This window comes from Arthrobacter sp. Bi83 (assembly GCF_918698095.1).
Classification (GTDB): Bacteria; Actinomycetota; Actinomycetes; order Actinomycetales; family Micrococcaceae; genus Arthrobacter.
Map to the genome: position 1 here is coordinate 75,399 of NZ_CAKKLY010000013.1, position 16,027 is coordinate 91,425.

11 protein-coding genes and 1 pseudogene are annotated in these 16,027 nt (G+C 67.0%); 9 read left to right on the forward strand and 3 right to left on the reverse strand.

The genetic code is table 11. The features are described from left to right. The first annotated feature begins 56 nt into the window (after positions 1–56). Positions 57–1,430 carry a phosphoglucosamine mutase gene (gene glmM / locus LQ144_RS08605; RefSeq protein WP_230118143.1) on the forward strand — a complete coding sequence of 458 codons (1,374 nt, stop codon included), beginning with the start codon at positions 57–59 and terminating at the stop codon, positions 1,428–1,430. 94 nt (positions 1,431–1,524) lie between these two features. On the opposite strand, the gene mscL is transcribed toward glmM, so the two are convergent. From mscL to coaA, 3 genes are all read right to left on the reverse strand, one after another. Next, complete coding sequence (mscL, locus tag LQ144_RS08610) at positions 1,525–1,920, reverse strand: large conductance mechanosensitive channel protein MscL (RefSeq protein WP_230118144.1); 396 nt, start codon at positions 1,918–1,920, stop codon at positions 1,525–1,527. 85 nt (positions 1,921–2,005) lie between these two features. Beyond that, positions 2,006–2,908: a M15 family metallopeptidase gene (locus tag LQ144_RS08615; RefSeq protein ID WP_354962135.1), complete on the reverse strand. Its 903-nt coding sequence runs from the start codon at positions 2,906–2,908 to the stop codon at positions 2,006–2,008. Positions 2,909–3,009: 101 nt separating this feature from the next. Next, positions 3,010–3,975: a type I pantothenate kinase gene (coaA, locus tag LQ144_RS08620; RefSeq protein WP_230118145.1), complete on the reverse strand. Its 966-nt coding sequence runs from the start codon at positions 3,973–3,975 to the stop codon at positions 3,010–3,012. Between the two features lie 180 nt (positions 3,976–4,155). On the opposite strand from coaA, the gene glmS reads away from it, so the two are divergent. From glmS to LQ144_RS08660, 8 genes and pseudogenes are all read left to right on the forward strand, one after another. Continuing rightward, positions 4,156–6,048: a glutamine--fructose-6-phosphate transaminase (isomerizing) gene (glmS, locus tag LQ144_RS08625; protein WP_230118146.1), complete on the forward strand. Its 1,893-nt coding sequence runs from the start codon at positions 4,156–4,158 to the stop codon at positions 6,046–6,048. A 4-nt stretch (positions 6,049–6,052) separates the two neighbouring features. Further along, complete coding sequence (locus tag LQ144_RS08630; protein ID WP_018776647.1) at positions 6,053–6,400, forward strand: holo-ACP synthase; 348 nt, start codon at positions 6,053–6,055, stop codon at positions 6,398–6,400. A gap of 20 nt (positions 6,401–6,420) precedes the next feature. Next, positions 6,421–7,992, forward strand: a complete 1,572-nt coding sequence (locus tag LQ144_RS08635; protein WP_230118147.1) for an NAD(P)H-hydrate epimerase — start codon at positions 6,421–6,423, stop codon at positions 7,990–7,992. 72 nt (positions 7,993–8,064) lie between these two features. Then, positions 8,065–10,467, forward strand: a complete 2,403-nt coding sequence (gene glgX / locus LQ144_RS08640; RefSeq protein ID WP_230118148.1) for a glycogen debranching protein GlgX — start codon at positions 8,065–8,067, stop codon at positions 10,465–10,467. After that, the gene (gene treY, locus LQ144_RS08645; protein WP_230118149.1) at positions 10,464–12,797 is read left to right on the forward strand and encodes a malto-oligosyltrehalose synthase; all 2,334 of its coding nucleotides are present in this window, start codon (positions 10,464–10,466) and stop codon (positions 12,795–12,797) included. Before glgX ends, treY begins: the two co-directional genes overlap by 4 nt. Next, positions 12,794–14,602 carry a malto-oligosyltrehalose trehalohydrolase gene (gene treZ, locus LQ144_RS08650; protein ID WP_230118150.1) on the forward strand — a complete coding sequence of 603 codons (1,809 nt, stop codon included), beginning with the start codon at positions 12,794–12,796 and terminating at the stop codon, positions 14,600–14,602. Before treY ends, treZ begins: the two co-directional genes overlap by 4 nt. A 103-nt stretch (positions 14,603–14,705) precedes the next feature. Continuing rightward, positions 14,706–15,746, forward strand: coding sequence for an L-glyceraldehyde 3-phosphate reductase (gene mgrA, locus LQ144_RS08655; protein WP_230118151.1), 1,041 nt, complete (start codon positions 14,706–14,708; stop codon positions 15,744–15,746). 85 nt (positions 15,747–15,831) lie between these two features. After that, a pseudogene (locus LQ144_RS08660) lies at positions 15,832–16,027 on the forward strand (inositol-3-phosphate synthase); the annotation flags it as partial.

The following is a 16,027-nucleotide window of genomic DNA, read 5'->3' on the forward strand; positions in this document are numbered from 1 at the left end:
TTGCCGGGGGCCGCCCGAGGCAGGGGCGGGGACCTGCATCGTCTAAACTTGACCCGATGTCTACATTATTTGGAACAGACGGTGTCCGTGGCCTGGCGAACGGCCTGCTGACTGCCGAGCTCGCACTGCAGCTGGCCCAGGCCGCCGCCGTCGTGCTTGGCCATGAACGCACCAGCGAGGGTGCGCGGCCGCGCGCCGTGGTGGCAAGGGACCCCCGCGCCAGCGGTGAGTTCATCGCCGCGGCCGTGGAGGCAGGGCTTTCCAGCTCCGGAATCGACGTCTATGACGCCGGCGTGCTTCCCACCCCCGCGGCCGCCTACCTAGTGGCGGACCTTAACGCGGACTTCGGCGTGATGATTTCCGCCTCGCACAACCCAGCGCCTGACAACGGGATCAAGTTCTTCGCCCGCGGCGGCCAGAAACTCCCCGACGAGGTGGAGGACGCCATCGAGGAACAGATGGGCAAGGAGCCCGTCCGGCCTGTCGGCGGTGAAGTGGGCCGCATCCAGCGCTTCTCCGACGCCGAGGACCGCTACATCGTCCACCTGCTGGGCACCCTCCCGCACAACCTTGACGGACTGAAGGTGGTCTTGGACTGCGCCCACGGAGCCGCCAGCGGCTGTTCCCCGCAGGTCTTTAAGGATGCCGGAGCCGAGGTTGTGGTCATCGGAGCCGAGCCGGACGGCCTGAACATCAATGAGGGCGTGGGCTCCACGCACCTGGGACCGCTCAAGGCCGCGGTGGTGGCGCACGGAGCAGACCTCGGCATCGCCCATGACGGCGACGCCGACCGCTGCCTCGCCGTGGACCACGAGGGCAACGAGGTGGACGGTGACCAGATCATGGCCATCATCGCCATCGCGCTCAAGGACGCCGGCAAGCTTACGGACAATGTCCTGGTTGCCACCGTGATGAGCAACCTCGGACTGAAGATCGCCCTGCGCAATGCCGGCATCGAGGTCCGCGAGACCGGGGTGGGTGACCGTTACGTCCTTGAGGAAATGCGCGACGGCGGTTTCAACCTCGGCGGCGAACAGTCCGGCCACGTGATCCTCGCCGACTACGCCACCACCGGCGACGGCGTCCTGACCGGCCTGCAGCTCGCAGCGCAGGTGGCCCTCACCGGCCGCCCGCTGAAAGAGCTCGCCACCGTCATGACCAAGCTCCCGCAGGTCCTCATCAACGTGAAGGGCGTGGACCGCAGCCGGGTCAGCGGCGACGAAGCCCTCGCAGCGGCCGTCAAGCTGGCCGAAGCCGAGCTCGGCGACACCGGCCGTGTGCTGCTCCGCCCTTCCGGCACCGAACCCGTGGTCCGCGTCATGGTGGAAGCCGGCACCCAGGAGACCGCCCAGGTCATCGCCGAGCGACTGGCCCAGGTGGTCAAGCGCGAGCTGGCGCTGGATCCCGTCCCGACTGAGCTCGTCCGCTAGGGCAGCTCCCGCAGCACCGAGAATTAAGAAAGCGGTCCGCCTCCCTCTCGGAAGGCGGACCGCTTTTGTCTCATTGGATTGCTCGCCGGGGCGATTACCGGGTGGGCTGTTTGCGCAGCTCGTCCCGGATTTCCTTCAGCAGAGCGATCTGGGGATCCTCGGCTGCTTCCTTCTTCACTTCCTGTCCAATGCCCAGCTTGCGGTTCCGGTGCTCGATCAGCCGGTTCATCGGCAGGATGATGACGAAGTAGATCGCGGCCGAAACCAGCAGGAAGTTGACCACAGCGGTAAGCAGGACGCCGATCCGTACGTCGCCGAAGGCCAGGAAATCATCAAAGTTGGGCTGTCCGACGAGCAGCGAGATCAGGGGCATCATGACACTCTTGACCAGCGCGTCCACCACTGAGCTGAACGCTGCGCCGATGACCACGGCCACGGCCAGGTCAATGACATTGCCTTTGAGAATGAATTTTTTGAATCCGGTAAGCATGGGTCCAAGCTATCGCACCGGTCCTCGCCGGCGGGCAGCGGTTACGCGCGCCAAGGGCAGCGGTTACAGGTAAGCAGGGCAGCGGTTACGGGTAACCGGGCGCCGCTTCGAGCCCGAAATACTCCTCGAGGGTGGCGATTCCGCGCTTCCGCATGTCGCTGGCCGCCTCGACGCCGACATATCTCAGGTGCCACGACTCGTAGTAATACCCCGTAATCGGATGCAGCATCCACGGGTACCGCACCACGAAGCCGAACCGGTACGCGTTGGCCTTGGCCCACACAGCGGCCGGCTGCTCGGCGAAGCAGGGCTGGAAACTGCACGCGCCGCCGCCGTCGCCGATGTCGAACGCCCAGCCTGTCTGGTGCTCGGAATGCCCGGGCCGCGCCGAGGCGGTGTCGGCAGCGGCCTGCCCCCGCGCGCTGACGTAGCCGTTGTAGGTGGCTGTCTGCGTGGCGTAGGACCGGTAGCCGCTGGCCAGCGTCATGGTCACGCCGTCCGCCGCCGCTGCCGCGAACATCTTTTCCGCGGCGGCCGCCGTGGTGCGGTTCAGCAGCGCTGCCTCGCCGGAAACGGCAAGGGCAACGCCCGGCTGGACAAGATCCCGCGGAACAAAGTTGGCCGGCTTCAGCGGGCGCCGCTTGTTGACCACAACCCAGGGGCTGGTTGGGTTGGTCAGTGAGTACTGCTTGGGCAGCCGGGAGGCGGCCGACGGCGGCGCTGGTGCTGCCGTCGGGGCGGCGGCTGCCGACGGCGGTGCTGCCGCGGACGCCGCGGCAGAACCGGAGGGAGGCGCGGTGGCAGAGGGCGACGCGGTGGCGGAAGCCCGCGCCGACGCGCTGCCGGCAGATGCGCCGGGTGACCCGGACGCCGACGGGGGTGCCGGCGTCGTACTTCCCGTGGCGGAAGGTGCCGCGGCAGGACCTGCGGGTGTGCAGGCCGCCAGCGCGGACAGGCTGGCGCCGGCGAGGAGGAATCGGGTGACTATACGGCGGCCGGGCGCAGCCGCTTTAGGGGCCGCGGCTTCCTGTGCTGACGCTGTCTGTGCCGCCCGGTCCGCGGCGGGGGAGCAGTCGTAGCACACCTGTGCTAGACCTTCCTTAGCAGCATGCGGCGGATGGAGTGGTCGGCTTCCTTGGTGAGCACCAGCTGGGCCCGTCCCCTCGTGGGCAGCACATTCTCTTCAAGGTTCGGCTCGTTGATCCGCTTCCAGATTTCGCGGGCCGTGGTCTCGGCCTCGGAATCGGAGAGGGTGGCGTAGCGGTGGAAGTATGACTCTGGCTGGGCGAACGCGGTGGAGCGCAGCTTCCGGAACCGGTCCACATACCATTCCTCGATGTAGGAGGTCTTGGCATCCACGTAGATGGAGAAGTCAAAGAAGTCGCTCAGTGCCAGTCCCTGCCGGCCGTCATGCCGGGGACGAGCGGGCGCCAGGACGTTCAGGCCTTCAACGATGAGGACGTCCGGGCGGCGGACCACCACTTCCTTGCCGGGCACGATGTCGTAGGTGACGTGTGAGTACCAGGGCGCCCGGACTTCCTCCGCGCCGCCCTTGATCTCACTCACGAAACGCAGCAGCGCCCTGCGGTCGTAGGACTCCGGAAAGCCCTTGCGCTCGAGCAGCTGGCGGCGCTTGAGTTCGGCGAGCGGGTACAGGAACCCGTCGGTGGTGATCAGCTCAACGTTGGGGGTGCCCGGCCAGCGCCGCAGCATTTCCCGGAGCACACGGGCGATGGTGGACTTGCCCACGGCCACCGAACCGGCGACACCAATGACGAACGGGGTGCGCTGGGTCTGCTCACCCAGGAACGTCGTGGTGGCCGCGTGCAGCTGGCCTGCCGCCTCCACATACAGGTGCAGCAGCCGGGACAGCGGCAGGTAGACCTCCCGGACCTCCTTCATGTCCAGGGGGTCACCGAGCCCACGAAGGCGCAGCACATCCTCTTCGTTAAGGGGCTGTTCCATCTGGGCTGCGAGCCGGGACCAGGTCTGCCGGTCCAGCTCCACGAACGGCGAGACACCCTCCCCGTTCGCTTCATTGCGTTGCGAAGTCACCCTAGAGATTCTGCCCTCCGCGACGCCGAGAGCGAAATGCGTGCGGACGTAAACTGCCTGATGACGGGCCGGTTGGGGCCTCACGCGTGCTTTGCCGGCGGCCGTTTGGCGGCCTTCCGGCATGCTGCGGCGGAGGTTGTCCGACGTCCGGTCTCCCCAAAGCCGGTTAGGCTTATACCCATGTGTGGAATCGTGGGTTATGTAGGGCGTACGTCGGGCCGGGCTGATGCCGGGCACACTGCGCTGGATGTTGTTCTTGAGGGTCTGCGCCGCCTGGAGTACCGGGGCTATGACTCGGCGGGTGTCGCCGTGGTTGCCGGCGGGGAGATTTTCTCGCGGAAGAAGTCCGGGAAGCTGAGCAATCTGCTCGCTGAACTGGAGGCGCGGCCTCTGCCGGAGTCGTTGACCGGTATCGGCCACACGCGCTGGGCCACGCACGGCGGGCCTACGGATCAGAACGCCCACCCGCACCTGTCTGATGGCGGGAAGCTGGCGCTGATCCACAACGGCATCATTGAAAACTTCGCCGAGCTCAAGCTTGAGCTCGTGGCCAAGGGTGTGGAGTTCGCTTCCGAGACCGACACCGAGGTGGCCGCGGCGCTGCTGGGCGACATCTTCCGCAACAAGCTCGGCGGCGACGTCTCCGACGGCGGCCTGACCAAGGCCATGGAGCTGGCCTGCCAGCGCCTTGATGGTGCGTTCACGCTGCTGGCGGTGCACGCGGACCAGCCCGATGTGGTGGTCGCGGCCCGCCGCAACTCACCGCTCGTGGTTGGCCTGGGCGAGGGCGAGAACTTCCTGGGCTCGGACGTGTCCGGGTTCATCGACTACACCCGCCGCGCGGTGGAGCTCGGCCAGGACCAGATCGTGACGATCACCGCGGATTCCGTGGTGATCACCGACTTCTTCGGCGCCCCCGCGGAGGGCAAGGAATACCACGTGGACTGGGACCCGGAATCGGCGGAAAAGGGCGGCTTCCCGTCCTTCATGGAGAAGGAAATCCATGACCAGCCCGACGCCGTGGCCCAGACCCTGCTGGGACGGTCGGACATTCACGGGAAGCTGACGCTGGATGAGCTGCGGATCGACCCGGCGCTGCTCAAGAGCGTGGACAAGATCATCGTCCTGGCCTGCGGCACGTCCGCGTACGCCGGGCAGGTCGCGAAGTACGCGATCGAGCACTGGTGCCGGATCCCCACCGAGGTGGAGCTCTCCCATGAGTTCCGCTACCGCGACCCGATCGTGGACGCGAACACCCTGATCGTGTCGATCTCCCAGTCCGGGGAGACCATGGACACGCTGATGGCGGTCCGGTACGCGAAGGAACAGGGCGCGAAGACCCTGTCGATCTGCAACACCAACGGTTCCACGATCCCGCGTGAGTCCGACGCCGTGCTGTACACGCACGCCGGGCCGGAGATCGCGGTGGCGTCCACGAAGGCGTTCCTGGCCCAGATCACAGCCGCCTACCTGCTGGGCCTGTATTTGGCACAGCTGCGCGGGAACAAGTTCCAGGGCGAGATCAAGGACATCCTGGCGGACCTGGGCAAGATCCCGGCCAAGATCCAGCGGATCCTGGACAACGAGGGCCAGATCAAGGAACTCGGGCGGTCCATGGCGGATGCGAAGTCCGTGCTGTTCCTGGGCCGGCACGTCGGGTTCCCGGTGGCCATGGAAGGCGCGCTCAAGCTCAAGGAGCTCGCCTACATCCACGCCGAGGGTTTCGCCGCCGGCGAGCTCAAGCACGGCCCGATCGCGCTGATCGAGGAAGGCCAGCCGGTGTTCGTGGTGGTCCCGTCCCCGCGCGGGCGCGACTCGCTGCACTCCAAGGTGGTCTCGAACATCCAGGAAGTCCGGGCCCGCGGCGCGAAGACCATCGTCATCGCCGAGGAAGGCGACGAGGCTGTGAAGGCTTACGCCGAGCACGTCTTCTACATCCCGGAGACCCCCACCCTCCTGGCGCCCCTGCTGGCCACCGTGCCGCTGCAGATCTTCGCCCTCGAACTCGCCACGGCCAAGGGATACGACGTGGACCAGCCACGCAACCTGGCCAAGAGCGTCACCGTAGAGTAAGCCCATGATTGTTGGCATCGGCGTAGACGTCGTGGACATTGAGCGCTTCGGCCGTCAGCTGGAGCGCACCCCCGGGCTGCGCGACCGGCTGTTCGTTCCGGCCGAGCGCGAGCTGAACACCCGCTCCCTGGCTGCGAGGTTTGCCGCCAAGGAAGCCGTGGCCAAGGTCCTTGGGGCCCCGGCCGGCATGAACTGGCAGGACTGCTGGATCGGGCTGGACCAGAACGGCCCAACGATCCAGGTCAAGGGCACCGTGCTGGCCGTGGCGGAGGCCAAGGGCGTCAAGCGCTGGCACCTGTCCATGAGCCACGACGGCGGCATCGCCACCGCCACCGTCCTGGCCGAGGGCTGATACCGAACGGATCGGACTGAATGATCAGCGCCTATACCGGAACCCAGATACGAGAGGCTGAAAAGCCTTTACTGGATTCAGGTATGGGCGCTGTTCTCATGCAGCGGGCAGCCCACGGCCTTGCCAATGCGGTCATTGGGGAGCTTCGCTCCGGGGGCCGTCGGCTCTACGGTTCCAGCGTTGTGGTGTTGGCCGGCAAGGGGAACAACGGCGGCGACGGCCTGTTCGCGGCCGCGCGCCTTGCCGGACGGGGCATGCGGACGACGGCGGTCCTCGCCTCGGGCAGCGCCCATCCCGAAGCGCTCGCGGCCTTTGAGCGGGCCGGTGGCCGGGTCCGGCACCTGACCGACGCCAACCTCGGCGAGCTGGCAGCGGAAACCGGCAGGGCCGACGTCGTGATTGACGCCCTGCTGGGAACCGGCGCGCAGGGCGGGCTCCGCGGAGCCGCCGCCGGGCTCGTAGCTCTGCTTGCCGCCGGTCCGCATGGCCTGGTGGTGGCCTGCGACGTGCCGAGCGGCGTGAACCCCGATACCGGGGAAGCGGCGGAACCGGTGCTCCCGGCCGATCTCACCGTCACGTTCGGCGGGGCCAAGGCCGGCCTGCTGGCGGACCCGGGCGCCGACTTTGCCGGGACTGTCCGTGTGATTCCGATCGGGATCGAGGAAGGGCTTCCCTGGCCGGCGCTGCGGCGCCTGGAAGCTTCCGATCTGGCCGCGCTCCTGCCCAAACCCGGTCGCCGCTCACACAAGTATTCCCGGGGCGTCCTCGGGGTGGTTGCCGGGTCCCCGGCGTATCCGGGCGCCGCCGTGCTCGCCTGCCGCGGGGCCCTCGCTGCCGGGGCCGGCATGGTGCGGTATGTCGGCCCGCCCGACGTTGCCGACCTCATCCGGCACACCTGCCCCGAGGTGGTGTGCAGCTCCGGGACCGTGGCCGAAACCCACGTCCAGGCGTGGCTCGTGGGTTCAGGCATGGACGGCTCGGATGACGAGCAGATGCAGCGGGTCCGTGACGCCGCGGATTCAGGCCTGCCTACCGTGGCGGACGCCGGCGCGCTGCCGGCACTGCCTGATGTCCTCGCGCCGCAGGTGGTGCTCACCCCGCACGCCGGCGAGCTGGCAACGCTGCTGACGCGCCTCGGAGCCGGCCTGGACCGCGCCGCCGTGGAGGCCTCGACCCTCGCAGCGGCCCGCCAGGCTGCAGGTCTCACCGAGGCCACCGTGCTGCTCAAAGGCGCCACGACGCTGGTGGCATCGCCGTACCAGGACTTCTACAGCCAGGCCGACGGTACGCCGTGGCTGGCAACGGCCGGCAGCGGCGACGTGCTGGCCGGGGTTATCGGTGCGCTGCTCGCCCAGGTGGGGTCCGACGTCGGCCGTTTCAGGGAACTTGGCATCGACCCGGACGAGCGGTGGGCGGCGATCGCCGCCATGGGGGCCAGCCTGCACGGCCGCGCCGGAAACGCCGCATCGGACGGCGCGCCACTGACCGCGGGACGTATTGCCGACGCCCTACCCGAAATCTGGGATAAAGTAAGCACGCTTAGTAATCAGCCGGCCGGTAATCGTAATAGTCACACCTACCGGCTACGGTAAGACCTAGTTCCCGGCGGTGACGCACGACATACCGGCCGGACACAAGTGTTGGACAACGTAATAGGAGCACGAATGGAAATCTGGCCCGGAACGGCGTACCCCCTTGGCGCCACCTTCGACGGAACCGGAACCAACTTCGCATTGTTCAGCGAAAGGGCAGAGAAAGTCGAGCTGTGCCTCTTCGAGGAGGACGGCACTGAAACCCGCGTAGAGGTCGGGGAAGTGGACGGGTATGTGTGGCACTGCTACCTGCCCCAGGTCCAGCCCGGCCAGAAGTACGGCTTCCGCGTCCACGGCCCTTATGACCCGGACTCAGGCAACCGCTTCAACCCGAACAAGCTCCTCCTGGACCCGTACGCCAAGGCAGTGCACGGCCAGATCGATTGGGATCCCGCCCTGTTCTCGTACAACATGGGCGACCCCGACTCCCGCAATGACAAGGACTCGGCGCCCCACATGATGATGGGCGTGGTCATCAACCCGTTCTTCGACTGGGACGGCGACCACCTCCCGCGGATCCCGTACCACCAGTCCGTGATCTACGAAGCCCATGTCAAGGGCCTCACGCAGCTCCACCCCGAGATCCCCGAGGAGCAGCGCGGCACCTACGCCGGCGTGGCCCACCCCTCGGTCATCTCCCACCTGCAGAAGCTCGGCATCACCGCCATCGAGCTCATGCCGGTGCACCAGTTCGTCAACGACGGCATCCTTGAGGACAAGGGGCTGAACAACTACTGGGGCTACAACACCATCGGGTTCTTCGCCCCGCACAACAGCTACAGCTCCACCGGCGACACCGGCCAGCAGGTTCAGGACTTCAAGGCCATGGTCCGCTCGCTCCACCGCGCCGGCATCGAAGTCATCCTCGACGTGGTGTACAACCACACGGCAGAGGGCAACCACCTCGGGCCCACGCTGTCCTTCAAGGGCATCGACAACGCCGCTTATTACCGTCTGATGGACGGCGATGAAAAGCACTACATGGACTACACCGGCACCGGCAACTCGCTGAACGTCCGCCAGCCGCACTCCCTGCAGCTGCTCATGGACTCCCTGCGTTACTGGGTGACCGAGATGCACGTGGACGGGTTCCGCTTCGACCTCGCGTCCACGCTGGCCCGCGAGTTCTACGACGTCGACAAGCTGTCCACCTTCTTCGAACTCATCCAGCAGGACCCCGTTGTCTCGCAGGTGAAGCTCATCGCGGAACCGTGGGACGTTGGCCCCGGCGGCTACCAGGTGGGCAACTTCCCGCCGCAGTGGACGGAATGGAACGGAAAGTACCGCGACACCGTCCGTGACTTCTGGCGCGGCGAGCCAGCCACCTTGGGCGAATTCGCCTCGCGCATCACCGGATCCGCAGACCTCTACGAGCACTCCGGCCGCCGCCCGGTTGCGTCCATCAACTTCGTCACCGCCCACGACGGCTTCACCCTCGCGGACCTGGTCTCCTACAACGAGAAGCACAACGACGCCAACGGCGAAGGCAACAACGACGGCGAATCGCACAACCGGTCCTGGAACTGCGGAGCCGAAGGGCCCACGGAGGACGCGAAGGTGCTGGGACTGCGCGCCCGGCAGCAGCGGAACTTCATCGCCTCGCTGCTGCTCTCGCAGGGCGTGCCCATGCTCCTGCACGGCGACGAACTGGGCCGCACCCAGCGCGGAAACAACAACGGCTACTGCCAGGACTCCGAACTGACCTGGATCAACTGGGACAACGTGGACCAGCCGCTGATCGAGTTCACGGCCGCCGTAAACTCGCTGAGGGCCAAGCACCCCACGTTCAGGCGCAGCCGGTTCTTCGATGGCCGGCCCGTCCGGCGCGGTGAAGGCGAACGTCTGCCGGACATCGAATGGCTGGACCCGGACGGCAACACCATGCAGCCGGAGGACTGGGACAGCGGGTTCGGCCGGTCCGTAGGCGTATTCCTCAACGGTGACGGCATCCAGGGCAAGGACAACCGCGGGCGCCGCATCACGGATGTCAACTTCGTGCTGTACTTCAACGCGCACGATGGCGACGTCGTGTTCAAGCTCCCGTCGGATGAATACGCCCCGGCCTGGGACGTCATCATCGACACCGCCGGCGCGGGTGCCGATTCCGAACCCGTGCAGGCTGGCGGCAAGCTCAACGTCGCAGCGAAATCGCTCGTGGTGCTGCGTGCCCACAGTGCGCCGGAGGAGGAACCGGACCACTCGGTGGCCGCCTCCCTTGCGGCGCTGACGCAGACGGCGACGACCGAGACTGCGGCGCTCACGGCACCTACCTTTCCGGAGCCGAAGAAGACGAAGAAAGCCTGGGCCGAGCCGGAAGAGACTCCTGTTGAGGAGCCGGAAGAGACCCCTGTTGAGGAGACTCCTGAACAGAAGCCGGCAGATCCTGAACAGAAGCCGGCGGAGGCTCCTGTACAGAAGCCGGCAACCAAGCGGAGCCGCAAGCCGGCGGGCAAGCAGGGCGGGACGCGCTCATGAGGACGCCCGTCTCCACCTACCGGCTGCAGATCCGGGAGGGGTTCACGCTGTTTGATGCCGCCGAAACGGTGCCTTACCTGAAGTCGCTCGGCGTGGACTGGGTCTACCTGTCGCCCATCCTGAAGGCGGAGAGCGGTTCCGACCACGGCTATGACGTCACGGATCCCTCCGTGGTGGATCCGGAGCGCGGCGGCCCGGAGGGGCTAGCGGCGGTTTCGAAGGCAGCCCGCGCTGCGGGAATGGGTGTACTGATCGACATCGTGCCCAACCATGTGGGCGTGGCCTCGCCGGTGCAGAACCCCTGGTGGTGGTCGCTGCTCAAGGAGGGCCGCGGGTCCCGCTATGCCGAGGCGTTCGACGTCGACTGGGACCTGGCCGGGGGCCGAATCCGTATCCCCGTCTTGGGCAGCGATGACGATCTGGACCAGCTCGAGATCAAGGACGGCGAGCTGCGGTACTACGACCACCGCTTCCCGCTGGCCGAGGGCAGCTATGCCGAGGGCGACTCGCCGAGGGACGTCCATGGCCGGCAGCACTACGAACTCATCGGCTGGCGCCGTGCAGACAATGAGCTGAACTACCGTCGGTTTTTCGCGGTAAACACGCTGGCCGGCATTCGCGTCGAGGTGCCGTCCGTCTTTGACGAGGCACATGAAGAAGTGGTGCGCTGGTTCAATGAGGGTCTTGCGGACGGACTGCGGATCGACCACCCGGACGGCCTCGCCGATCCGGAGGGATACCTCGAACGGCTCCGCGGAGCCACCGGGGGAGCGTACCTGCTCATCGAAAAGATCCTGGAGCCGGGAGAGCAGCTGCCTGCCGGTTTCGAGTGCGAAGGCACCACCGGCTACGACGCCCTCGCCGACGTCGACCGGATCTTCGTCGATCCGCAGGGACGCGAAGCGCTGGACCGGCTCGACGCACAGCTCCGCGGCGGCGAAGCTGCGGATTACCAGGCCATGATCCGCGGCACCAAGCGGCGGATCACCGACGGCATCCTCCACTCGGAGATCCTGCGGCTCGCCAGGCTGGTGCCTGGCGACGCCGGAATCCCGCAGGAGGCGGCAGCGGATGCCATCGCGGAAATCATCGCCGCCTTCCCGGTTTACCGCACGTACCTGCCCGAGGGTGCGGAAGTCCTGAAGGAAGCCTGCGAACTGGCAGCCCGGTGGCGCCCGGAGCTGGACCAGGCCATTGAGGTTCTGCATCCGCTGCTGCTGGAAACCGACCTGGAGCTCTCGCGCCGCTTCCAGCAGACCTCCGGAATGGTGATGGCCAAGGGCGTGGAGGACACCGCGTTCTTCCGGTACAACCGCTTGGGAACCCTCACGGAGGTGGGCGCCGACCCCACCGAGTTCGCGCTCGAACCGGAGGAGTTCCATGCCCGGATGGCCCGCCGCCAGGCGGAGCTTCCGCTGTCCATGACCACGCTCAGCACCCACGACACCAAACGGAGCGAGGACACCCGGGCCCGGATCTCGGTCATCTCCGAGGTGGCGCCTGAATGGGAAAAGGCACTCGACAGGCTGAGCGCCCTGGCGCCGCTGCCTGACGGGCCGCTCTCCGTCCTGCTCTGGCAGGCCGTCGCCGGCGCGTGGCCCGCCGACCGGGAACGCCTCCAGTCGTACGCCCTCAAGGCCGCACGCGAAGCCGGGAACTCGACCAACTGGACTGATCCCGATCCGGCGTTCGAGAAGAAACTGGCGGCCGCCGTAGACTCCGCCTTCGACAACCCGGAGGTCCGCACGGAACTGGAAGCCCTCGTGGCGCTGCTGGAACCGCACGGGGCATCGAACTCACTCTCGGCAAAGCTCGTGCAGCTGACCATGCCGGGGGTACCCGACGTGTATCAGGGAACCGAGTTCTGGGACCGTTCACTGACGGACCCCGATAACCGCCGCCCGTTCAGTTTCGAGGACCGCAAGCAGGCCCTGGAACAGCTGGATGCCGGATCCCGTCCGGAATCATTCCTCGACGAGCGGGCCAAGCTGCTGGTGACGTCCCGTGCCCTGCGGCTGCGCCGCGAACGGCCGGAGCTCTTCGCCGGTTACCGTCCGTTGCAGGCCAGCGGTCCAGCTACCTCCCACCTGCTGGCGTTCGGCCGCGGAGCCGGCGGGGCTGCAGGCCCGGGAGCACTCACCCTGGCAACCCGGCTTCCCTACGGACTGGAACAGTCGGGCGGCTGGCGGGACACCGCCGTCGAACTTGAAACGGCTATGAAGGACGAACTGACCGGTACCAGCTACGGACCGGGCCCGGCGGCGCTTTCGGAGGTCTTCCGGACCTACCCGGTGGCATTGCTGGTTCCCGAGACAGGAGCAAAGCCATGACACAGACCAACGTTGCAGCACAGCCCCACCAAGCCGCCAAACCCGTGCGGGGAGCAGAAAGGTTCGACGTCTGGGCGCCGGAGGCGGGCGCCGTCACGCTGCTGGCCGGAGGGGAGCGCTACCCGATGAGCCGCCGGCCCGGCAACGCGCCGGCGGACCAGGGCTGGTGGACGGCCCCGGACGCACCGACCGGCGCCGACGTGGACTACGGGTACCTGCTCGACGGCGACGAAACGCCGCTGCCCGACCCCCGGACCCGCCGCCAGCCCGACGGCGTCCACGCCCTTTCCCGCACTTTCGACCCCAGTGCCCACAGCTGGCAGGAAGCCGCGTGGCAGGGCCGGGAGCTCCAGGGTGCCGTGATCTACGAACTGCACCTGGGAACGTTCACGCCGGAAGGGACGCTCGACGCCGCCGCCGGGAATCTGGACTACCTCGCCGGGCTGGGCATCGACTTTGTGGAACTGCTGCCGGTGAATGCCTTCAATGGCACCCACAACTGGGGTTACGACGGCGTGCAGTGGTTCGCCGTCCACGAGGGCTACGGTGGACCGGCCGCCTACCAGCGGTTCGTGGACGCCGCCCACGCCGCGGGCATCGGCGTCATCCAGGACGTGGTCTACAACCACCTCGGCCCGAGCGGGAACTACCTGCCCAGATTCGGGCCGTACCTCAAGCACGGCGAGGGCAACACATGGGGTGACTCGGTCAATCTTGACGGTCCGGGATCGGACCACGTGCGCAAGTACATCCTGGACAACCTCACCATGTGGCTGCGCGACTACCGGGTGGATGGCCTCCGCCTGGACGCCGTGCACGCCCTCAAGGATGAGCGGGCCGTCCACATCCTGGAGGACTTCGGTGCACTGGCCGACGAACTGTCGGCCGAGGCCGGGCGTCCGCTGACCCTCATCGCCGAATCCGACCTCAACAACCCGCGCCTGCTGTACCCCCGGGACGCCAACGGCTACGGGCTGGCCGGCCAGTGGAGCGATGACTTCCACCACGCCGTCCACGTCAACGTCAGCGGGGAAACCACCGGCTACTACAGCGACTTCGATTCGCTCGGGGCGCTGGCCAAGGTGCTGCAGGACGGGTTCTTCCACGACGGCAGCTACTCCAGCTTCCGGGAACGCCACCACGGCAGGCCCATCGACTTCAGCGCCGTCCTTCCGTCCGCACTGGTGGTTTGCTCACAGAACCATGACCAGATCGGCAACAGGGCCACCGGCGACCGGCTGTCCCAGACACTCCCGTACGGCAGCCTTGCCCTGGCCGCGGTGCTGACCCTGACCGGGCCGTTCACGCCCATGCTGTTCATGGGCGAGGAGTACGGGGCAACCACGCCCTGGCAGTTCTTCACCTCCCATCCGGAGCCGGAGCTTGGCAAAGCCACGGCCGAGGGCCGGATCAAGGAGTTCGAGCGCATGGGGTGGGACCCCGCCGTCGTGCCCGATCCGCAGGATCCGGAAACCTTCACCCGCTCCAAACTGAACTGGGCGGAAGCGTCAGACGGGGAGCACGCCAGGCTGCTAGAGCTGTACCGCTCCCTGATTGCGGTGCGGCGCTCGAGTCCGGATCTCACCAAGTTGGGCTTCGAAGACACAGCAGTGGAGTTCGACGACGACGCCCGCTGGCTGCGGTACCGGCGCGGAGCGGTTCAGGTCCTGCTGAACTTCGGCGATCAGGCCGTCACCCTGGACCGGCCGGGAGCGAGCGTACTGCTGGCCACCGATGATGCCGTCCGCGTCGACGGGGGCAAGGTGGAGCTGCCGGCGCTGAGCGCCGTCGTCCTTAGCGACTGACACAGGCGGCCTTATCGTGCGCCGCGGGCTGATTCTGTCAGCCCGCGGCGTAACAACGGACTTGCGGGCTGTAGCCTGCGTCACAACTGGCAGGATGGATCGTATGACTTATTTGGCAGCGGACAACCGCTACGAAACCATGCCGTACCGCCGCGTCGGACGCAGCGGCCTGAAGCTTCCCGCCGTCTCGCTGGGGCTCTGGCACAACTTCGGTGACGACAAGCGCTTTGACGAGCAGCGCGCCATCCTGCGCCGTGCCTTCGACCTCGGCGTGAACCACTTCGACCTCGCCAACAACTACGGCCCGCCGGACGGATCGGCGGAAACCAACTTCGGCAGGCACCTGCAGGACGACTTCAAGCCCTACCGCGACGAGCTGGTCATCTCCACCAAGGCCGGCTACTACATGTGGCCCGGCCCCTACGGTGAGTGGGGCTCACGCAAGTACCTGCTCTCCAGCCTGGACCAGTCGCTCCAGCGCATGGGCCTGGACTATGTGGACATTTTCTACAGCCACCGCCCGGATCCCGAGACGCCGATGGAGGAAACCATGGGCGCCCTGGACCACGCCGTGCGCTCCGGCAAGGCCCTCTACGCGGGCATCTCCTCCTACACCCCGGAACAGACGCTGGAGGCCGCGCGCATCCTCAAAGAACTCGGCACTCCGCTGCTCATCCACCAGCCCAGCTACTCCATGCTGAACCGGTGGACCGAGGACGGCAGCCCCAACCTGTACGAGGCACTTGAGCAGGTGGGCGCCGGCTCCATCGCCTTCTCGCCGCTCGCCCAGGGCATGCTGACCGACCGCTACCTCCACGGCATACCGGCGGATTCCCGTGCGGCCAAGGACCGGTTCCTGTCCGAATCGGCCATTACCGAGGACAAGCTGGACCGGGTCCGCGGGCTGAACCGGATTGCTTCGGGCCGCGGCCAGACCCTGGCCCAGATGGCCATCGCCTGGATTCTCCGCGACCAGCAGAGGGGCACGCCGGTCACCTCGGCACTGGTCGGAGCGTCCAGCGTCAAACAGCTTGAAGACAGCCTCTCGGCGATCAGCAACCTGGAGTTCAGCTCGGAGGAGCTCACCGCGATCGACGAGTTCGCCGTCGAGTCTGACATCAATCTCTGGGCGCAGAAGGTGTGACGCTCACGCAAATGTAATGAACTGCCCGGGGCCGGCGGGAACAAAGCCGGCCCCGGCGCAGTTGGTTAGACTGTTAGGGCGCCGCGTGGCGCTGTGTCCGTCAGCCGCCGTCGTACAACAGGGTACCGACGCGCAGGGCACTGAAGTTTGTTCTCAAAGGAGTTCCGTGTCTTCAAATCCGATTCGTGTTGCCATTGTCGGCGTGGGTAACTGCGCTGCTTCCCTGGTGCAGGGTGTCCACTACTACCGGGATGCCGACCCCCAGGCAACGATCCCGGGTC